This window comes from Brevibacterium senegalense (genome assembly GCF_000285835.1).
Taxonomy (GTDB): Bacteria; Actinomycetota; Actinomycetes; order Actinomycetales; family Brevibacteriaceae; genus Brevibacterium; species Brevibacterium senegalense.
The window spans coordinates 222965-241732 of record NZ_HE978601.1 but is presented as its reverse complement, the minus strand read 5'-3'; the positions used below and the strand labels follow the sequence as shown (position 1 = coordinate 241732).

Genomic DNA, 18768 nt, shown 5'->3' with positions numbered 1-18768 from the left:
CTCCTTCTCCCGTGAGCCCTGCTCAGAGCAGCTCGAGGATCGTCGCGTTGGCCTGACCGCCGCCCTCGCACATGGTCTGGAGGCCGTAGCGGATCCCGTTGGCCTGCATGTGGTGGACCATCGTCGTCATGAGGCGCGCACCGGAGCCGCCCAGCGGGTGGCCCATCGCGATCGCTCCGCCGTTGGGGTTGACCTTCGCCCAGTCCGCGCCGATCTCGTGCTGCCACGCCAGGGGGACCGTCGCGAAGGCCTCGTTGACCTCGAACACCCCGATGTCGTCGACGCTCAGGCCGGACCTCGCGAGCGCCTTCTGCGTCGCGGGGATGGGACCGGTCAGCATGATGACGGGGTCGGAGCCCGCCAGCACCGCGGTGTGGACCCGCGCGATCGGCGTGAGCCCCAGCTCCTTCGCCTTCGCGTCGCTCATCATGAGGAGCGCTGCGGAGCCATCGGAGATCTGCGAGGAGTTGCCGGCCGTGACGATGCCGTCCTCCTTGAAGACGGTCGAGAGCTTCGCGAGGCCCTCGACCGTGCCGCCGCGACGGATGCCCTCGTCCGCGCTGATGCGGCCGTGCTCCGTCTCGACGGGCGCGATCTGCGACTCGAAGGCGCCGGAGTCCGTGGCCGCCGCGGCACGCGCGTGCGACTCGATCGCGAGCTCGTCGACCTGCGTGCGGGTGAAGCCCCACTGCTCGCCGATCATCTCTGCGCCGATGCCCTGGTTGGGCTTGACCCCGTCGTAGCGGGCCATGAAGCGCTCGCCGTACGGGTTGGCCCCCTGGGAGGAGGAGCCCATGGGCACGCGGGACATCGACTCGACACCGCCGGCGATGACGATGTCGTACTGCCCGGCGATGATGCCGGCGGCGGCGAAATGGACGGCCTGCTGGGACGATCCGCACTGGCGGTCGACGGTCACGCCGGTGACGGTCTCCGGGAAACCGGCGGACAGGGCGGCGGTGCGCGCGATGTCACCGGTCTGCTCGCCCGTCTGCGACACGGTGCCCCAGATGACGTCCTCGACGAGCGCCGGGTCGACGCCCGCGGTCTTCACGAGGTCCTCGAGGACGTGGGCGGACAGGTCGGCGGGGTGGACGCCGGACAGGACTCCGTTGCGCTTGCCGGTGGGCGTGCGGCGGGCTGCGACGATGACTGCATCGGTCATGGTGTCTCCTCAGCTGAACGAATGTTCGAAGAATTCGTGTGCTCAGCTTCACATATCCGCCCAAACCGGTCAAGATGGACTGGTAATCGATTCCGGGTGGCGTTCGCCGTGCGAGCGCCGCCCCGGATCGCACAGGACCGGGTGCCGACCCGGAGAAGGAGCACAGGCATGCAGATCAAGGATCAGGTCGCGTTCGTGACCGGAGGGGCGTCCGGGCTGGGGCTCGCGACGGTCAAGGAGATCGTGGCGCGCGGCGGCAGGGCCGTCGCCTTCGACCTCAAGGGATCGGACGAGGTCCGCGCGCTGGGTGAGGATGTCATCGTCGTCGAGGGCGACGTGACGGACGAGGCGCAGGTGAAGGCCGCGATCGAGCGCACGGCGGAGCTGGGCGACCTGCGCATCATCGTCAACTGCGCCGGGATCGGCGGCTCGCACCGCGTGTCCGGGCGCAAGGGCGTCTACCCGCTGGACCACTTCACGAAGGTCGTGACGGTCAACCTCATCGGGACGTTCAACGTGATCCGACTGGCCGCCGCGCACATGCAGGGGATCGACCCCGTGGGCGAGGAGCGCGGCGTCATCGTCAACACCGCCTCCGCCGCCGCGTTCGACGGCCAGGTGGGCCAGGCGGCGTACTCCGCGTCCAAGGGCGGGATCGTGGGCATGACGCTCCCGATCGCCCGCGACCTGGCCTCGTCGAAGATCCGCGTCATGACGGTGGCGCCGGGCATCTTCCACACGCCGCTCATGCTGGGCGCCTCGGAGGAGACGCTCAACTCGCTGGGCGCACAGGTCCCGCACCCGTCCCGCCTGGGCCAGCCGGAGGAGTTCGGACTCATGGCCGCGCAGATCGTCGAGAACCCCATGCTCAACGGCGAGACGATCCGTCTGGACGGCGCCATCCGCATGGCCCCGCGCTGATCGAGACGAGGGTCGCAGTGGTCGAGGACACCGCCGCCGAGGCCGTGGTCGGGGAGCCGGATCCGTCCGGTTCCCCGGGCCGCGGCCCGGGCAGTGCGCCCGCGGAGCGGGGTCAGGAGCGCGGCCGGATCGCGAAGGACGCGATCCTCACCGCCGCGATCGAGTGCCTGCTGGAGGACGGCTACGCCGCGACGACGACCCTGCGCGTCCAGGAGCGCGCAGGGGTCTCCCGCGGGAAGCTCCTCCACCACTTCCCGTCGAAGCAGGTGCTGCTGTCCTCCGCCGTCAAGCGGCTCATGGAGCAGCGGCTCGATGAGGCCCGCAGCGCGGACCTCACGGGTGCGCCGCCGGGGGGCGACGCCCCCGCTCGGGCCCGGTGGGCGGTGCGACGGATGTGGGACTCGTTCTTCGCGGACACCTTCTGGACGGCGATGGAGATCTGGATCGCCGCGCGCACGGACCCGGCGGTGGCGACGGATCTGGTCGACCACGAGCGGCAGGTGCTGCGGCGCGTGCGCGACGGATACCGACAGGCGTTCGGAGAGCAGCTGGCGGGGCGCCCGGGCTTCCCCGACGCGCTGGCGCTCGTCTTCACGAGCATGCGCGGCATGGCCCTCACCTACACGTTCTCCGGGCGCGATCACCGGACGGAGCCCATGCTCGAGACGTGGACCGAGGTGTTCCTGAGGTCATGACGAGGACTCCGCCGGCGGCCCCGGACCTCTCCGGACTGCGCCTCCCGCTCATCGTGGCGCCGATGCTGCGCGTGTCCGACCTGCACCTCACGTCCGCCGCCGTGCGCGCCGGCGTCATCGGCGCGTTCCCCACCCTCAACGCACGGTCGGAGTCCGCGCTGGTCGAGTGGCTGCGGGAGTTGGACGCGGTGCAGTCCCACTCGACCGGCCTCCACTGCCCCAACCTCGTGATGGCGGATGCGGACGCGATCCGCCACGCGCGCCTGATCGCGGACTCCGGGGCCCGGATGGTCATCACCTCTGTGGGATCGCCCGCTCCCGTGACGGACCTCTTCGCCCGCGCGGGGATCGCCGTGTTCGCGGACGTCGCCACGGTCGCCCATGCGCGGAAGGCGGTGGCGGCCGGTGTCACCGGGCTCGTGCTGCTGACCGCGGGGGCGGGCGGTCAGGCGGGCTGGCTGAATCCCTTCGCCTTCATCGACGCCGTCCGCAGGTTCTTCGACGGCCCGGTCGTCCTGGCGGGCGGGATGACGGGCGGCCGCAGTGTCGCCGCGGCGCGGACGGCGGGCTACGACCTCGCCTATTCCGGCACCCCCTTCATCGCGAGTGCGGAGAGCCCGGCGGGCGCGGCCCACAAGAGCGCGATCGTCGACTCCGACCCGGACGGGATCCTGCTCACGCGCGCCTTCACCGGCCTCCCCACCAGCATGCTCACCTCCTCGATCCGGGCGGCGGGGCTGGACCCGGCGCGGTTGGACGAGGGGGCGAGCCCCGAGTCGACCGCCCGCCTCTTCGGGAACCGGGCACGGGGCGACGGCCCCCGCCGCTGGGCCGACATCCACTCGGCCGGCCACTCCGTGGCCGCAGTCGACTCCGTGCGCCCGGTCGCGCGCATCGTCGACGACTGGGCACACGCATACGACCGCATCCGCACCTCCCCGTGGGAGCGCGGCACCTGAAGCCCCCGCAGCCGCGGGCCCACCTCTGTCAACGACGACGAAGGAGCACCCGATGGAGATTCCCGCCCACCTGTCCGGCCCCACGATCGGCGCGCAGTACCGACGGATCCTCGAGCGCCATCCGGACCGCATCGCCTTCCAGGACGACCGCGGACCGCAGACCTACGCCGCTGTGCAGAGTCTGATCGGCGGGTACCAGGCCGTCCTCGAGAGATCCGGTCTGCGTCGCGGCGACGGGGTCGCGGCGCTGGGCGGCAATCGGTACGAGGTCTGGGCGCTGGGCATCGCCGTCCAGTCGCTGGGGCTCTACGTCACGTGGCTGCACCCCATGGGCGGACAGGCGGACCAGCTCTTCCAGCTGGAGGACGCCCGCGTGTCCGCGCTCGTCGTCGACGAGCTGCACCACGCGGACCGTGGCCGGGAGCTGGTCCGGGCCGCGGCCTCGGCGGGTCTGCGCACGTGGAGCTTCGGCCCGTCGGACTTCGCGGACGACCTGGAGACCGCGGTCCGGCAGACGGGACCGCAGGAGTTCCGCGATGAGGGGCGGCCGGAGGACCTGGCGATCCTCAACTACACGGGCGGGACCACGGGGCGGCCCAAGGGCGTCAGCCGCCGGCAGTTCAACCTGGGTCCCGCGATGGCCGACATCCTGGCCGACTTCGAGATCCCGGACCGGCCGCGCTACCTCCTCATCCCGCCCATGAGCCACGTGGCGGGATCGAAGGTGGGGCCCGTCCTGGCCCGGGGCGGCACCGTCCACCTCATGAACGGGTTCGATCCCGCCGCGGTCCTCGAGGCGATCGAGCGCGAGCGGATCTCGATGACCCTGCTGGTGCCCACGATGATCTACGTCCTGCTCGATCACCCGGACCTGGACGAGCGCGACGTGTCCAGCCTCGAGTACGTCCTCTACGGGACCTCGCCCATGTCGGAATCCCGGCTGCAGGAGGCGCTGGCACGGATCGGTCCCGTGTTCGGGCAGCTGTACGGGCAGACCGAGTGCTACCCGATCTCCGTCCTGTCGCGGGAGGACCAGCAGGTCCCCCAGCTCCTCCTGTCGTGCGGGAAGCCCGTCCCGTCCGTCGACGTGCGGATCCTGGGCGCGATGGGGGAGGACCTGCCGCGGGGCGAGGCCGGTGAACTGTGCGTGCGCGGGCGCTCCGCGATGGACGGCTACTGGCAGCGCGACGACACGACGGCGGAGACGATCGTCGACGGGTGGCTGCGCACCGGTGACATCGCCCGGATGGACGAGGCCGGCTACCTCTTCATCGTCGACCGGTCGAAGGACATGATCATCTCCGGCGGCTTCAACGTCTTCCCGCGCGAGGTCGAGGACGCTCTCATGTCCCATCCCGCCGTCGCCCAGGCCGCCGTGTTCGGGATCGCGGACGAGAAGTGGGGCGAGCAGGTGACGGCGGCGGTCGTGCTGCGCGACGGGCAGGCGGATCAGCTGGACGACATCACCGCGCACGTGCGCGCGCTCAAGGGCGCCGTGCAGACGCCCAAGGTGATCCGCGTCGTCGACCGGCTGCCGCAGACCGCGGTCGGCAAGGTCGACCGCCGGGCGCTCCGCGGCATGGTGGAGAGCGGGGACTGACGCGCGTGTGTCAGACCTGAGCGGCGTCCTTCGTGATCGACTGTCCGTATCCGGGCTGTGCCTCCCGCGGACTGATCCACACCCCGGTGGCGGAGGCGGCGACCCGCCCGTCGACCAGGACCTCGCCGGACAGGAAGCGCTTGCGGCCGTCGACCCGATCGATCCGGCCCACGACCCGGACGGGTGCGTCCAGCGGCGTCGCCTCGTTGTAGGTGATCGTGAGCTCGCGCGTGTACGACGGTGGGAGACCGGACGCGTGCGCGGCGTTGCCCAGCACCTGATCGAGCATGAGGGCGACGATGCCGCCGTGCACCCGGCCGGGCGGACCCACGTACTGGGGCGGCAGCCGCGTGTCGCTCACGGACTGCCCGTCCTCCTGCCGGATTGACAGGGGCGGCGCCAGGGGGTTAATCGCGGAGGTGATGGGCGTGAGGTCCTGCGCGAAGCTGGTGGTCTGCGGATGGGGATCCGCCACGGTCACCGCGGCGGGATCGTCCGTCGCCTCCAGCAGCTGCCGGGCGATCGTGCGGACGCGGTCGACCAGCGCCGCTTCGTCCCGCTCCTCGACGAGGGCGCGTGCCAATCCGCGTACCAATCCCGCGGAATGCTCCGCGAAGGGGGAGTGCTGTCCCACTGTCCGTCCTCTCCGGCGCCTGCGCGCGACGATCTTGTCTGGCGCCCGGGATCCCGATAAGGTCCTGAGCAAACGTTCACTCAGACGGAGTGTAGCGTCACTCCCGTCGACGGTCGCCGTGCGTCACCCGCGCACAGCGACCGTGCCGCGGAAGCATCACGAAGGAGTGATCACGGTGTACCCAGGAGCCCACGCAGTCGCGAACCCGGACAAGCCCGCCGTCATCATGGCGGACACCGGGCAGACCCTCTCCTACCAGCAGCTCGAGGAGCGCTCGCTGCGCCTCGCGAACGCCTTCCGGGACCGCGGGCTGGTACCCCGGGACCACGTGGCCGTCGTCGCGGAGAACCGGTTGGAGATCGTCGAGGCGCTGTGGGCGGCCCTGCGCACGGGCACCTACATCACGGCGGTCAACCGGCACCTCACCGCGGAGGAGGCCGCCTACATCGTCCACGACTGCGGGGCGAAGGCGCTGCTGCTGTCCGGCGAGCTGGAGACGGCGGACGAGCTGGCGGGCCTGTGCGCGGACGTCCCCCAGCGGATCGGGATCGGCCGCACACCGGACGGGTTCGAGCGCTACGAGGACGTTCTGGCCGCCGCGAGCGCCGTCAAGCCGGAGCGCGAGCCCCGCGGCGACGACATGCTCTACTCGTCCGGCACCACGGGGCGCCCCAAGGGGATCCTGCCGGCGCCGCGGGACATCGACATCTCCTCGCCCGAGGTCCCGCTCATCCAGCTCTTCACACAGGTCTTCGGCTTCGACTCCGACACCGTGTACCTGTCGCCCGCACCCCTCTACCACGCGGCGCCGCTGCGCTTCGTCATGACGACGATCGCACGCGGCGGCACCGTCGTCGTCATGCCGCGCTTCGACGCACGGACGGCGCTGGAGGTCATCCAGGAGCACCGCGTCACCCACTCGCAGTGGGTGCCCACGATGTTCATCCGCATGCTCAAGCTGCCGCAGGAGGAGCGCGAGTCGTTCGACGTCTCCTCGATGCGCTGCGCGATCCACGCAGCCGCTCCCTGCCCGGCGGAGGTCAAGCGGAGGATGATCGAGTGGTGGGGGCCGGTCATCTTCGAGTACTACGCCTCGACGGAGAGTGCGGGCCTCACGCTCGTGAACTCGGAGGAGTCGCTGCGGAAGCCGGGCACCGTGGGGCGCGACGGCCTCATGGGGACGGTCCACGTCTGCGGTCCGGACGGCGAGGAGCTGCCGGCGGGGGAGACGGGGATCGTCTACTTCGAGGTGGAGGAGGGACGCGAGCCCTTCGAGTACTTCGGCGATCCCGCGAAGACGGCGGAGTCGCGGCACCCGGAGCACCCGCGCTGGGTGACGACCGGCGACATGGGCTGGCTGGACGAGGACCGCTACCTGTTCCTGGCCGACCGCACGAGCTTCCTCATCATCACCGGCGGCGTCAACATCTACCCGCAGGAGATCGAGAACGCGCTGGCCCTCCACCCGGACGTGCGCGACGTGGCCGTCGTGGGCGAGCCGGATGAGGAACTGGGCGAGGTCGTCGTCGCCTACCTGGAGCCCGAGGACCACGTGGGCCCCGACCAGGACCTGGGGGAGGAGGTCCGGCAGTGGCTGGACGGCCGCCTGTCGCGCTTCAAGACCCCGCGTCGGTTCCACACGATCGACGCGCTTCCGCGAACGCCCACCGGCAAGCTCGTCAAGCGCAAGCTCGACCCCAGCCGGGCCCGCTCCTGAGGAATCCCGGGGAACCCGGGTATCGGCCGGCGGACCCGTCTCCGCCGGCCGGGCCTCCGCTGGCAGAATCCGTAACCGCAGTCACATTCCACTGAAAGGGCACACTCCATGACCTCTGATGCTCCCGTCCTCGTCGACACGGACGACCGCGGCGTCCGGACGATCCGCCTCAACCGCCCCGACCGCCTCAACGCCCTCATCCTCGACAGCGTCCGGATGGTCCGCGAGGCGATCGAGGACGCGCAGTCGGACGACGCCGTCCGCGCGATCGTGCTGACGGGCGACCAGCGCTCCTTCAGCTCCGGCGCGGACCTGCAGGCGAAGGCCGAGGCCGCGGCCGCGGGGATCGAAGAGCCCGGCAGCCTCCTGGACGACGTCAACGAGATCATCATGCTCCTGCGCGACTCGACGGTCCCGTCCGTCGCTGCGGTCTACGGCGCCGCCGCCGGCGTGGGATGCTCGCTGGCGCTCGCCTGCGACTACGTCGTCGTCGACGAGAAGGCGTTCTTCATGCTCGCCTTCACGAAGATCGGACTCATGCCGGACGGCGGCGCGACGGCGCTGGTCTCCGCCTCCGCGGGCCGCCATCGCGCGATGCGGATGGCGCTGACAGCGGAGCGCGTCCACGGTGCGAAGGCCCTGGAGTGGGGACTGGCGAGCGAGCTGGTGGACGCCGGCACGCAGCTGGAGCGCGCGCAGGAGATCGCCGCGACCTTCGCCGCCGGCCCGCCGCTGTCGATGGCGGCCACCCGCCAGGCGATCAACGAGATCGCCCTGCCCACGCTGCGCTCGGACCTCAACCGCGAGGTCGTGGGCCAGACCCAGCTGCTGGCCAGCAGCGACGCGGCCGAGGGCGCCGCGGCCTTCCGCGAGAAGCGCGCCCCCCGCTACACGGGCGCCTGAGCCGCCCGGCCGGTCCTTCACCGCAACGACGCACCACCCCCCCCCACGAAACCAATCGGAGGAGAACAATGAAGGCAGTCCAGGTCACCGTCCTCGACGGGCCCGAGTCCATCCAGGTCGCAGACGTCGAGGCCCCCGCACCCGGTGCGGGTGAGGTCCTCATCGACGTCGCCTACGCGGGAGTCACCTTCCCGGAGTTGCTGCAGACGCGGGGCTTGTACCAGGTCAAGCACCCGCTGCCGTTCACGCTGGGATCCGAGGCCGCCGGCGTCGTCACCGCCGTGGGCGCGGACGTCACGGATCTGGCCGTGGGCGACCGCGTCGCGACGATCGCGGGCAAGGGCGCCTACGCCGAGGCCATGGTCGCCCCCGCGAACGCGACCGTGAAGCTGCCGGACAGCGTGTCCCTGTCCGCCGCCGCGGGCATGCCCATGAACCTGCTGACCGCGGACTTCGCCCTGCGGGTGCGCGGCCGCCTCGAGGCCGGCCAGACCGTGCTGGTCCACGGTGCGGCCGGCGGACTGGGCACCGCACTCGTCCAGGTGGCCGTCGCGATGGGCGCGACCGTCGTGGGCGTCGTCTCCACGGAGGAGAAGGCGGAGACGGTGAAGTCGCTGGGCGCGCAGCACGCCGTCCTGAGCGAGGGTTTCAAGGACGCGGTCAAGGAGCTGTTCCCGGCGGGCGTCGACCTCGTGGCGGACCCGGTGGGCAACCCGGAGGACGGCGACCGGTTCACGGACTCGCTGCGCTGCCTGGCCCGCTTCGGCACCGCACTCGTCCTGGGCTTCACCGCCGGCCAGATCCCGCAGGTCAAGGTCAACCGCCTCCTGCTCAACAACGTGGGCGTCGCCGGTGTGGGCTGGGGTGCGGCGTTCGCGCAGGACCCCGGTCTCATCGCCAGCCAGTGGGAGGCGCTCCACGAGCACCTCGTCGCGGGCAAGCTGGACCCCGTCATCCACGCCACGTTCCCGCTGGAGGAGGCGGCCGAGGCGATCAAGCAGCTGGAGACCCGGGCCGTGCGCGGCAAGGTGCTCCTCCAGGTGAAGGCGGAGGTCTGACATGGCGGAGGCGAGCAGCGCGGCCCCGGTGACCGGGACCTCGGGCGGGGTCGGACTCGACCTCACCGGCAAGGTGGTCGTGGTGACCGGCGGCAACCGGGGCATCGGCCTCGGGATGGCCCGCGGCCTCGTGGGCGCGGGCGCGTCCGTCGCCGTGTGGGGCCGCAACGAGGAGGTCAACCGCGGCGCCGTCGAGGAGCTGCGCGGGCTGGGCGGCACCGCTGAGGCCTTCACCGCGGACGTGTCCCGCGAGGAGGACGTGACGGCGGCGATGGCGGGGACGCTGGAGCGGTTCGGCCGGCTCGACACCCTCATCGCGAACGCCGGCGTCTCCGGGGCCTACGGGCGCCTGCACGAGCTGTCCCTGGACGACTGGCGGCGCGTGTCCGCCGTCAACATCGAGGGCGTCATCCTCAGCTGCCAGGCGGCGGTCCGCACACTCATGGAGCAGGGCGAGGGCGGCTCCCTCGTGCTCGTGTCCTCGCTGGCCGGCATCGAGGCGCCCACCCGGAACACCCTCTACGGGGCGACGAAGGGTGCGGTGCTCTCGCTCATGCGCGGGCTCGCGACGGAGTACGCGCGCGAGGGGATCCGGACCAACGCGATCCTGCCCGGCTGGATCGAGACGGAGATGACCCAGAACTCCGTCAACAGCCAGAAGTTCACGGACAAGGTGATCTCCCGGGTGCCCTTCCGGACCTGGGGCACGCCGGACGACTTCGGTGCGGCGGCCGTGTTCCTCACCGGGGACGGATCCTCGTTCGTCAACGGGCAGCAATTGGTGATCGACGGCGGGTACACCGTATTCTGAGTCACATCCGCGAGTGTGAGGTCGATCTCACTGGAGGTCGGCCTCGCTCGCGTCCGACCGCAGATTCCCTTCTCACTCACCGGAGGTCCGATTGCTTCGAGGAATCCCGTCCACCATGGGCGACGACTACCAGCTCAACGTCCTCAACCTGCTGCGCCACGCGGCGGTCAACTTCCCGCGCACAGAGGTCGTGTACCGCCGCTCCGACGGGGAGTGGGGTCGCAGCACCTACGGTGACGAGTGGAAGCGGGTCGCCCGCATGGCGCACGCGCTGTCCTCCCTGGGCGTCGAGCCCGGAAGCACGGTGGGCGTGCTCGACTGGAACTCGCGCCGCCACTTCGAGGCGTACTACGCGGTGCCCGGCCTGGGCGCGACGATGGTGCAGCTGAACCTGCGACTGGGCGAGGCGGACCTGGGGTTCGTCGTCAACCACTCGCAGGCGCAGTACGTGATCGTCGACGAGTCGCTCCTGCCGATCGCGGAGAAGCTGGCCGCCGGCTCGTACGTGAAGCAGTGGATCGTCGCGGCGGACACGCCGTCCTCGGAGATCTCGACGACGCTGGAGAACGTCGTGTTCCTCGAGGACCTCATGGCCCAGCAGTCGGAGGAGTACGACTTCGAGCAGGTCGAGGAGTCGACCGCGGCCTACGCCGGCTACACGACGGGTACCACGGGCAAGCCCAAGGGCGTGTACTACTCGAACCGCGCCTCCTATCTGCACACGATGGCGATCACGGCGGGCCTGAAGGTCGGCTACACGGACGTCATCATGCCGATCACGCCCATGTTCCACGTGCTCTCCTGGGGCTTCCCGCAGATGGCCGCGGGCGCCGGGGCGAAGGTCGTGCTGCCGGGCCGGTTCTCCGCGGACGACATGGGCGCGATCGCCAAGGCGTTCGTCGACGAGGAGGTGACGGTCGCCAACGGCGCACCGGCGATCTTCGCGGGCCTGCTCGAGTACATCCGGGCCCAGGACGAGACACCGGACCTCTCCCGTGCGCGCCTGGTGAGCGGTTCGACGGAGCCGCCGGTCTCGCTCATGAAGGGCTTCCGCGATCTCACCGGCGCCGAGGTCATCCACGCCTACGGCGCCTCGGAGACCACCCCGGTCGTGACCGTGAACTGGCAGATCAAGCCGGAGCTGGGCGAGCTGGAGGAGGACGCGGCCTGGGACCTCAAGCGCTCGCAGGGCGTGCCGGTGGCCGGCGTCGAGGTCAAGGTCGTGGACCCCACCGGCGAGGAGCTGCCGCGCGACGGGAAGTCGATGGGCGAGCTGCTCATCCGCGGCCCCTGGATCGCGACCGCGTACCACAAGCTCGATGACAGCGCGGAGCGCTTCGACGGCGACTGGTGGCGCTCCGGTGACGTGGCCGTCATCGACGAGGCGGGCTACGTGAAGCTCACCGACCGTCTCAAGGACGTCATCAAGTCCGGCGGCGAGTGGATCTCCTCCATCGACATGGAGAACGCGATCATGGACGACCCGAAGGTGCTCGAGGCCGCCGTCATCGCGGTCCCGGACGAGAAGTGGGATGAGCGTCCCGTCGCCTACGTCGTGCTGCGCGAGGGCCAGTCGACGACGGCGGACGAGGTGCGGGAGGGCCTGCTCGCGAAGTTCGCGAAGTGGCAGCTGCCGGACGTCGTCGAGTTCGTCACCGAGCTGCCGCGCACCTCCGTGGGCAAGCTCGACAAGAAGGTCCTGCGCACCCAGCACCTGGGAGAGGACGGCTGATGAGCGACGCGACACCCACCCCCGCGGCTCCGGCGATCGTCGACGCGCCGGAGCAGGTCACGGCGGTCGTGCGGGTCGAGGGCTATCCCGCCGCCCAGCTGCCGCAGCTGTTCGACGGTGTGTTCACCCGCCTGTTCCCCGCGCTGGGGCAGGCCGGAGTGCAGCCGGCGGGGCCCGCGCACGCCCTGTACACGCGGGTGCCGGGGGAGACCGTCGACCTGGAGGTCGGCATCCCCGTCGACCACGTCCTCGAGGGCACCGTGGACCTGGGTTCGCTCCAGCTGGAGACCGGGGAGGAGATCCCGCTCGTCGCGCGGACCTCGTCCCTGCCGGGCGGCAGGATCGCGACCGCGGCGCACCTGGGCGGCTACGACGGACTGGGCCAGGCCTGGCAGACGTTCATGGAAGCCCTGGCCACCGGCGGCACACCGCCGGGGACGCCGTTCTGGGAGGTCTATGTGACGGAGCCGAGCCCGGACATGGACCCGGCGACGCTGCGCACGGACCTCTTCACCGCGCTGCAGGGCTGAGCACGCTGCGCAGCTGAGCGCACAGGAGGGCTGCCCGGGTCGACCGGGCAGCCCTCCTGTCGTCCGCGGGAGACTCCGTGCGCCGCCCCTGACCGCCCGCGTGCCCTACGGGTGCGTCAGCAGGTAGGCGCCGCTGCGGCGGAAGCCGCTCACCCGCCACCCGTCCGCCAGCAGCTCGACGAACCCCCGGCGGACGGCCTCGCGCCACTGGGCCGCCAGCCGGGGGTCCGTCGCGCGCAGGGTCTCGATGTCGCTGGGGATCTCGACCGCGACGACGGGGGCTTCGCGGGGCACGTCCAGCTCCTGCGGACGGCCGTCGTCGTCGATGCGGACGGCGGCCACTGCCTTGGCATCGGGGTCGGTGAGCGGGCTGGGCCGGGCGTCGGTCAGGTCCCAGTCGACGAATGCTCGGTCCGAGGCCTGCCCCGCGTTCACCCCGTCGCGCATCTGCCCGTAGAAGTCCTCGTGGTAGTCGACCAGGCGGGCGCCCAGCCGCGCGATGTTGAAGTGCGCATTGCGGGCGATGAGCGGGTCGAAGGTCCACGTCATGCGGGTGAGACCGTGCTCCAGGCACCAGAGGCGCTGGTGCAGCTTCATCGCGGCGCCGATCCCTCGGCCCACCGCCTCGTGCCGCACGCCGGCCACATGCGAGTGCATCGACGTGCCGACCGGAGCGGCGAAGAAGCCCACCGTGACCCCCAGCATCTGCCCGCTGTCGCGGTCGAACGCGGCCGCCGTGTAGTTGCGGGCGTGCGCCAGGGCGATGAAGAGGCTGGGCTCGAGGACGGTCGTGCCGGACCCGGTCACGTTCCACACCTCGTCCAGCAGCAGGGATGCGTCCGCGGCCTCCTGCGCCGACTCGATGATCCGCACGTCGATGCGCGCGTCGTCGAGCGCCTCCCGGAGCTGATCCTCCGCGGCGGTGCGGTGCTCCTCGCTCACCTGCGAGCTGATCTGTGGTGCGACCGGCGTCTCCATCCACCCATTGTGCCACCGGATGCCGCCGGAAGGCGGGAAGCCGTGGGCGCAGCGGGATACCGTGGGCGCATGGACACCGCAGCCACCCGCACCCCGCAGCCGCCCGCCCGCGTCGCCGTCATCGGAGCCGGCACGATCGGGCTGTCATGGGTGAGGCTCTTCGCCTCGTACGGGTCGGCCGTGCGGGTGTACGACCCGCGACCGGATCTGGCGCAGGTCGTGGGGACCGCCGTCGCCGCGGCGGGAGCAGACCCCCGGACTGTGACGTGCGCGGATTCCGCAGCCGAGGCGGCGGAGTCCGCGGACCTCGTGCAGGAGAGTGGCCCGGAGCGCGAGGACCACAAGGCAGCCCTCTTCGTCGAGCTGGCGGAGGCGGCGGCGCCCCACGCACTGCTGCTGTCCTCGTCATCCGCGATCCTGCCCACCCGCATCGCACAGTCCCTGGACGACGAAGCGGCCGCGCGCATGCTCATCGGCCACCCGTTCAACCCGCCGCACATCATGCCGCTCGTCGAGGTGGTGCCCGGTGAGCGGACGGCGCCGGACTCCGTGCAGCGGGCCCTCGAGGTCTACCGCGCGTACAGGCGCACACCCGTGGCGCTCGCGAAGGAGACCCGCGGGTTCGTGGGCAACCGCCTGCAGAACGCGGTGCTGCGGGAGGCGGTCCACCTCGTCCAGTCCGGGGTCGTCGACGCGGCGGGCCTGGACGCTGTCGTGACAGGATCGCTGGGACTGCGGTGGGCGGCCGTGGGGCCGCTCGAGGGCATGCACCTGGGCGGCGGTGAGGCCGGCCTGCGCGGCTTCATGGAGCACATCGGCCCGTCCTTCGCGCAGATCGACCTGCACGAACCGGACCTCACGGAGGCCGGCATGCGCCCGGTGCACGACCAGGTGGAGGAGGCCTACGGCCTGCCGCCGCGCCCGCGGATCGCGCGGGAGCGCGACCGCGTCCAGGAGGCGATCATCCGCCTGCGGGACGAGAACGCCGAGGCCGCGGACGGCTGACGGCGGCCGGTCACCGGGCGCTGGTGCTCGGTGTGTCCTGCGGTCGGAATCACCGGCCGACCGGTGTCGCCCGCTGACGGCCCCCCCCGAGGGGGCTCAGACCGCCGCGCGGAAGAAGAAGGTGGTGCGCGCGCTGATCCGGTCCTGGTCGTCGAACTCCATGAAGTCCGCGAAGCCCTCGCGGGCGGTCGACCCGTCCTTGAGGACGCCTTCGAAGACGCCCCGGATCGCAGCGCGGGTGTCGTCCGCGATGATCTCGTGGACCGTGTGCGCACCGGAGGCGATGACGCGCTCGCCGCGGTAGAACTCGCCGATCTGCGGGCCGGTCAGGGTGTCGTAGCCGGGCCGGTCGTAGGTGGCCTCCGGTGCGAACAGCGCGATGGTCGCGTCCGCGTCGCCGGCGTCGACGACGGTGTAGTACTGACGGGCGAGATCCTCTGTGCGGGCCATGGTTCCTCCCAGTGTGCGGTGTGGGCTGTGTGCGGGGTGTGCTGCGTTCGGGGTGTGCCGCAGTGCGGACGCGGACTGTGCCACGGACCGGACTGCCTTTGCCTCGCGAGTGTGACCCGCCTAACGTGGGACTCACACTAGTCGGCTTGATCGTCGGCTGTGCCGATACCCCACGCAGAGGAGTGTTCAATGTCGATCTATCAGGTCCTCAATCCGGCTACCGGTGAAGTGGTGGAGACGTATCCGACCGCCACGGATGAGCAGATCGCGGATGCGCAGCAGCGCAGCGCGGATGCGTTCAAGTCGTGGTCGCAGACGACGGTGGCCGAGCGCGCCGCGATTCTGACGAAGGTCGCGGATATCTATGGTGAGCGCATTGATGAGCTCGCGGAGATCATCAATCTGGAGATGGGCAAGGCGATCCCGGAGGCGAAGGGTGAGATCAAGCTGTGCCAGCTGATCTACCGGTACTTCGCGGATCACGCGGAGGCGTTCATGGAGGACGAGCCGCTGCGGGGCACCAGTGCGGATGAGGAGGCGTTCGTCCGCAGGAAGCCGGTGGGTTCGCTGCTGGGCATCATGCCGTGGAACTTCCCCTACTACCAGGTGGCTCGTTTCGCGGCCCCGAATCTGGCGCTGGGCAACACGATCCTGTTGAAGCATGCGCCGCAGGATCCGAAGTCGTCCGCGGTGATGGAGGAGATCTTCCACGCCGCGGGTGTGCCTGCGGATGCGTACATCAACATCTACGCGACGAACGAGCAGGTGGCGGACATCATTCTGCCGTCGCCGCTGAATCATGGTGTGTCGGTGACGGGTTCGGAGCGGGCTGGTTCTGCTGTGGCTGCGGCTGCGGGGAAGAACCTGAAGAAGGTCGTCCTGGAGCTGGGTGGTTCGGATCCGTATGTGCTGTTGGATACGGCGGATGTGAAGGAATCTGCGAAGACGTTCTTCGGTGCGCGGATGGGCAACAACGGTCAGGCGTGCAATTCGCCGAAGCGGATGATCGTGATGGAGGACATCTACGATGATTTCCGCACGGAGCTGACGAGCCTGGCGAAGGCCGCCACCCCGGCGGATCCCTCGACGGGGGACACGGGCTTGTCGCCGTTGTCGTCGCCTGCTGCGCGTGAGCGGTTCATGGAGCAGGTGGATGCGGTGAAGGCTGATGGTGCGACGGTGCTGGCTGGTGGTGAGCACTATGACACGCCGGGTTCGTTCGTGCAGCCGGTGGTGTTCGAGGATGTGAAGCCGGGCATGCGCGGGTATCACGAGGAGCTGTTCGGGCCTGCGTTCATGTTGTTCAAGGTGAAGTCGGAGGACGAGGCGATCGAGTTGGCGAATGACACGCCGTTCGGTCTGGGGTCTGCGGTGTTCTCGCAGGATCTGGAGCGGGCTGAGCGTGTGGGTTCGAAGATCGAGGCGGGCATGGTGTTCTTGAATGCGCCGGAGGGTTCGCGGGAGTATCTGCCGTTCGGTGGTGTGAAGCGTTCGGGTGTGGGGCGTGAGTTGGGTCCGTTGGCGATGGATGAGTTCGTGAACAAGCAGCTGGTGTACAAGAAGACCAGCTGACACACGCACTGATCGCCTGAGCGAGACGAGCGGGCCCCGGATCGATGATCCGGGGCCCGCTCTCGTTCTGCGTGGGTGCGACGGGGCTCAGCGGCCCCTCGGCGACTCAGTCGCCCTTGACGTCGTCCCATTCGGGCTTGCGCGCCTCGACCTTCGTGGGCAGGAACATGAAGACGAGGACGACCAGGGACCCCACGTAGGGGATCAGGTACAGCAGCAGGAACAGGGCGGAGAACCCGGCGTCGTGCAGCCGGCGGGCCTGGATGGCCAGAGTGGGGACGAGGATCGCCAGCGAGAAGAGACCGACGATGATGACGCCGATGATCGCGATGACCCCCATGATCCCCATGCCGGCACCGGCTGCGGACGAGGTGGAGTACGGATCATAGGTGGCGGCGCTGGCGATCATGCCGATGTAGCCGATCATGAGCGGGATCGACAGGACGAGGCTGATGATGCTCAGTGCGAGCGTCGACCACCAGTACTCGCTGAGCGACGCGTAGCCGGAGAAGCGGGCGTACTTCTTGAAGAAGCGCTTCGTCGCCTGCATGATCGTGGCGCCGTAGAGCGGCTGGCTGAGCATCGGCTCGCCGTCCGGGCCCAGTGCCGGCGGGCCCCCCGGGACGACCGTCGTGGACGACGGAGCGCCGCCGTAGGGGGCACCGCCGTACGGCTGCTGTCCGTAGGGGGCCTGCTGTCCGCCGGGTGCGGCACCGTAGGGCTGCTGACCCTGCGAACCGTACGGAGCCTGTCCGCCCGGCTGCGCGCCGTACTGCGGCTGCGACCCATAGGGCTGCTGCCCCGGCGCACCGTAGGTCGGGGGCTGCGGCGACCCGTAGGGCTGCTGTCCGCCCTGCGGAGTCGAACCCGAGTAGGGGCCCGAGCCGTAGGGTCCTGCCCCGCCCTGCGAAGGGTCGGTCGGAGAATTGCCGTAGGTCATCGTCTGCTCCCGGTCTGTGGGTGTGCTTACTGCGCCCACCCTAGCGAGCGAACCGGTGTCTGCGCGCGTCCGGGCGTTGCAGATCCGCATCATCGGCGGGGACCGGTCGCAGCACGGTCACATTCCCAGTGCCATGATGGCGGAGAACCGACCGGTCAGCAGGCGACAGCGACCGGTGCGACTGCGTGCGGAACGACACAGACCCGAGGAGCCCCGATGCAGACCGACCGCGAGTCCCCGGAGATCCGCGTGAGCGCACTGGTGCTGCGCGTCGACGGCGCGATGCTCATGGTGAGGAAGAGGGGGACGACCGCGTTCATGCTGCCCGGCGGCAAGCCGGAACCGGGCGAGACCCCGCTCCAGACGATCCTCCGGGAGGTCCGTGAGGAACTGGATCTGACCCTGGACCCCGCCGACCTCGACGAGCTGGGCACCTTCACCGCGAACGCCGCGAACGAGTCCGGCCACCGTGTCGTGGGCGACGTGTTCGTCCACCGCGGTCTGCCGGACGGCTTCGACATCGAGCGGATCGTGCCGCACGCGGAGCTCGAGTCCGTGGGCTGGTTCGACCCGGACGCGCTGCCGGACGACACACCCCAGCGCACCTTCGCGCCGCTGACCCGGTGGAGTGTGCTCCCCGCCCTCGCCCGCCGCGACGCGGACTGAGCCGGCGGCTCCTCCCCGCGCACCGTGCGGCACGCGCGGACCCCCACGGACCTGCCGGGCACCACTCACCCTCCTGCCAGCAGGCCCACCGCGGTCGCGGCCGCGGCTCCCACCCCCGCCGAGGTCGTCGTCACGACCGCCGCCCCGACGGCACCCAGCCACACGGCCGGGGAGAGACGGGGGCGGGCGGTGACCGGGGCCTCGGCGGGCTGGGGCCGGGGGAGCGGCTGGGGCGGCGGCAGCGCCGGCAGCCCGTAGAGATCGACCGGGACCTGCGGGTCGTGCGGAACAGGGTCGGGACCGCGGTCCCCGAGCGGAGCGGACGCGGGGCGGCGGTCCTCCGGTGACGGGCTGGCACAGGGCACGTCCGGGTCCTCCTCGTCTGCGGCGGGTCGTGGTGGCGGCGTGGGGCCGCGCGCTGCTCCTATTCCA

19 protein-coding genes are annotated in these 18768 nt (G+C 70.7%); 13 read left to right on the top strand and 6 right to left on the bottom strand.

Translation table 11 applies throughout. From position 1 onward, the window contains the following. Positions 1-22: 22 nt before the first annotated feature. Positions 23-1165 (bottom strand): thiolase family protein, encoded by a 1143-nt coding sequence (locus HGBR_RS04175; protein ID WP_019158074.1) that lies wholly within the window; start codon positions 1163-1165, stop codon positions 23-25. Positions 1166-1333: 168 nt separating this feature from the next. Here HGBR_RS04175 and HGBR_RS04170 point away from each other — a divergent pair, with 168 nt between their 5' ends. Genes HGBR_RS04170 through HGBR_RS04155 form a run of 4 tightly spaced genes read left to right on the top strand, consistent with a single transcriptional unit; the run spans position 1334 to position 5340 of the window. After that, positions 1334-2086 (top strand): SDR family NAD(P)-dependent oxidoreductase, encoded by a 753-nt coding sequence (locus tag HGBR_RS04170; protein ID WP_019158073.1) that lies wholly within the window; start codon positions 1334-1336, stop codon positions 2084-2086. Between the two features lie 17 nt (positions 2087-2103). After that, entirely contained in the window at positions 2104-2781 is a 678-nt protein-coding gene (locus tag HGBR_RS04165; protein ID WP_019158072.1) for a TetR/AcrR family transcriptional regulator, read from the top strand. Then, complete coding sequence (locus tag HGBR_RS04160; protein WP_019158071.1) at positions 2778-3740, top strand: NAD(P)H-dependent flavin oxidoreductase; 963 nt, start codon at positions 2778-2780, stop codon at positions 3738-3740. The genes HGBR_RS04165 and HGBR_RS04160 overlap by 4 nt, the downstream gene beginning before the upstream one ends. A 52-nt stretch (positions 3741-3792) precedes the next feature. Beyond that, on the top strand, positions 3793-5340 hold the full coding sequence (locus HGBR_RS04155) for an AMP-binding protein (protein WP_019158070.1): 1548 nt from the start codon (positions 3793-3795) through the stop codon (positions 5338-5340). Between the two features lie 10 nt (positions 5341-5350). Here the strand turns inward: HGBR_RS04155 and HGBR_RS20690 are convergent, their stop codons facing one another. Beyond that, positions 5351-5974 (bottom strand): PaaI family thioesterase, encoded by a 624-nt coding sequence (locus HGBR_RS20690; protein WP_245533259.1) that lies wholly within the window; start codon positions 5972-5974, stop codon positions 5351-5353. A gap of 175 nt (positions 5975-6149) precedes the next feature. Here HGBR_RS20690 and HGBR_RS04145 point away from each other — a divergent pair, with 175 nt between their 5' ends. The 6 genes from HGBR_RS04145 to HGBR_RS04120 all read left to right on the top strand — a co-directional run bounded on the left by HGBR_RS04145 (position 6150) and on the right by HGBR_RS04120 (position 12725). Continuing rightward, complete coding sequence (locus HGBR_RS04145; RefSeq protein ID WP_019158068.1) at positions 6150-7691, top strand: acyl-CoA synthetase; 1542 nt, start codon at positions 6150-6152, stop codon at positions 7689-7691. Between the two features lie 108 nt (positions 7692-7799). Beyond that, on the top strand, positions 7800-8594 hold the full coding sequence (locus HGBR_RS04140) for an enoyl-CoA hydratase-related protein (protein ID WP_019158067.1): 795 nt from the start codon (positions 7800-7802) through the stop codon (positions 8592-8594). Between the two features lie 68 nt (positions 8595-8662). Next, entirely contained in the window at positions 8663-9652 is a 990-nt protein-coding gene (locus HGBR_RS04135) for an NADPH:quinone oxidoreductase family protein (RefSeq protein ID WP_019158066.1), read from the top strand. Position 9653: 1 nt separating this feature from the next. Beyond that, on the top strand, positions 9654-10463 hold the full coding sequence (locus HGBR_RS04130) for an SDR family NAD(P)-dependent oxidoreductase (RefSeq protein ID WP_019158065.1): 810 nt from the start codon (positions 9654-9656) through the stop codon (positions 10461-10463). A 115-nt stretch (positions 10464-10578) separates the two neighbouring features. After that, positions 10579-12195 (top strand): long-chain-fatty-acid--CoA ligase, encoded by a 1617-nt coding sequence (locus HGBR_RS04125; protein ID WP_019158064.1) that lies wholly within the window; start codon positions 10579-10581, stop codon positions 12193-12195. Then, entirely contained in the window at positions 12195-12725 is a 531-nt protein-coding gene (locus tag HGBR_RS04120) for a GyrI-like domain-containing protein (protein WP_019158063.1), read from the top strand. The genes HGBR_RS04125 and HGBR_RS04120 overlap by 1 nt, the downstream gene beginning before the upstream one ends. Before the next feature lie 105 nt (positions 12726-12830). On the opposite strand, the gene HGBR_RS04115 is transcribed toward HGBR_RS04120, so the two are convergent. After that, entirely contained in the window at positions 12831-13703 is an 873-nt protein-coding gene (locus tag HGBR_RS04115) for a hypothetical protein (RefSeq protein ID WP_019158062.1), read from the bottom strand. A 69-nt stretch (positions 13704-13772) separates the two neighbouring features. On the opposite strand from HGBR_RS04115, the gene HGBR_RS04110 reads away from it, so the two are divergent. Beyond that, positions 13773-14708: a 3-hydroxyacyl-CoA dehydrogenase NAD-binding domain-containing protein gene (locus HGBR_RS04110; RefSeq protein WP_019158061.1), complete on the top strand. Its 936-nt coding sequence runs from the start codon at positions 13773-13775 to the stop codon at positions 14706-14708. Between the two features lie 96 nt (positions 14709-14804). On the opposite strand, the gene HGBR_RS04105 is transcribed toward HGBR_RS04110, so the two are convergent. Further along, positions 14805-15158, bottom strand: coding sequence for a nuclear transport factor 2 family protein (locus HGBR_RS04105; protein WP_019158060.1), 354 nt, complete (start codon positions 15156-15158; stop codon positions 14805-14807). A gap of 189 nt (positions 15159-15347) precedes the next feature. On the opposite strand from HGBR_RS04105, the gene HGBR_RS04100 reads away from it, so the two are divergent. Next, on the top strand, positions 15348-16730 hold the full coding sequence (locus tag HGBR_RS04100) for an NAD-dependent succinate-semialdehyde dehydrogenase (protein ID WP_019158059.1): 1383 nt from the start codon (positions 15348-15350) through the stop codon (positions 16728-16730). Between the two features lie 106 nt (positions 16731-16836). Here the strand turns inward: HGBR_RS04100 and HGBR_RS20995 are convergent, their stop codons facing one another. Beyond that, positions 16837-17670: a DUF805 domain-containing protein gene (locus HGBR_RS20995; protein ID WP_019158058.1), complete on the bottom strand. Its 834-nt coding sequence runs from the start codon at positions 17668-17670 to the stop codon at positions 16837-16839. A gap of 216 nt (positions 17671-17886) precedes the next feature. Between HGBR_RS20995 and HGBR_RS04090 the strand changes: the two genes are divergently transcribed. Next, on the top strand, positions 17887-18336 hold the full coding sequence (locus HGBR_RS04090; RefSeq protein WP_019158057.1) for an NUDIX hydrolase: 450 nt from the start codon (positions 17887-17889) through the stop codon (positions 18334-18336). A gap of 65 nt (positions 18337-18401) precedes the next feature. On the opposite strand, the gene HGBR_RS04085 is transcribed toward HGBR_RS04090, so the two are convergent. Beyond that, positions 18402-18701 carry a hypothetical protein gene (locus tag HGBR_RS04085; RefSeq protein ID WP_026077319.1) on the bottom strand — a complete coding sequence of 100 codons (300 nt, stop codon included), beginning with the start codon at positions 18699-18701 and terminating at the stop codon, positions 18402-18404. Positions 18702-18768: the final 67 nt, after the last annotated feature.

What these genes read in the sequence shown, in the direction of transcription:
- HGBR_RS04175 (WP_019158074.1), bottom strand. Translation starts at nt 1,165, where the DNA reads ATGACCGATGCAGTCATCGTCGCAGCCCGCCGCACGCCCACCGGCAAG.
- HGBR_RS04170 (WP_019158073.1), top strand. Translation starts at nt 1,334, where the DNA reads ATGCAGATCAAGGATCAGGTCGCGTTCGTGACCGGAGGGGCGTCCGGG.
- HGBR_RS04160 (WP_019158071.1), top strand. Translation starts at nt 2,778, where the DNA reads ATGACGAGGACTCCGCCGGCGGCCCCGGACCTCTCCGGACTGCGCCTC.
- HGBR_RS04155 (WP_019158070.1), top strand. Translation starts at nt 3,793, where the DNA reads ATGGAGATTCCCGCCCACCTGTCCGGCCCCACGATCGGCGCGCAGTAC.
- HGBR_RS04140 (WP_019158067.1), top strand. Translation starts at nt 7,800, where the DNA reads ATGACCTCTGATGCTCCCGTCCTCGTCGACACGGACGACCGCGGCGTC.
- HGBR_RS04135 (WP_019158066.1), top strand. Translation starts at nt 8,663, where the DNA reads ATGAAGGCAGTCCAGGTCACCGTCCTCGACGGGCCCGAGTCCATCCAG.
- HGBR_RS04130 (WP_019158065.1), top strand. Translation starts at nt 9,654, where the DNA reads ATGGCGGAGGCGAGCAGCGCGGCCCCGGTGACCGGGACCTCGGGCGGG.
- HGBR_RS04125 (WP_019158064.1), top strand. Translation starts at nt 10,579, where the DNA reads ATGGGCGACGACTACCAGCTCAACGTCCTCAACCTGCTGCGCCACGCG.
- HGBR_RS04120 (WP_019158063.1), top strand. Translation starts at nt 12,195, where the DNA reads ATGAGCGACGCGACACCCACCCCCGCGGCTCCGGCGATCGTCGACGCG.
- HGBR_RS04115 (WP_019158062.1), bottom strand. Translation starts at nt 13,703, where the DNA reads ATGGAGACGCCGGTCGCACCACAGATCAGCTCGCAGGTGAGCGAGGAG.
- HGBR_RS04110 (WP_019158061.1), top strand. Translation starts at nt 13,773, where the DNA reads ATGGACACCGCAGCCACCCGCACCCCGCAGCCGCCCGCCCGCGTCGCC.
- HGBR_RS04105 (WP_019158060.1), bottom strand. Translation starts at nt 15,158, where the DNA reads ATGGCCCGCACAGAGGATCTCGCCCGTCAGTACTACACCGTCGTCGAC.
- HGBR_RS04100 (WP_019158059.1), top strand. Translation starts at nt 15,348, where the DNA reads ATGTCGATCTATCAGGTCCTCAATCCGGCTACCGGTGAAGTGGTGGAG.
- HGBR_RS20995 (WP_019158058.1), bottom strand. Translation starts at nt 17,670, where the DNA reads ATGACCTACGGCAATTCTCCGACCGACCCTTCGCAGGGCGGGGCAGGA.
- HGBR_RS04090 (WP_019158057.1), top strand. Translation starts at nt 17,887, where the DNA reads ATGCAGACCGACCGCGAGTCCCCGGAGATCCGCGTGAGCGCACTGGTG.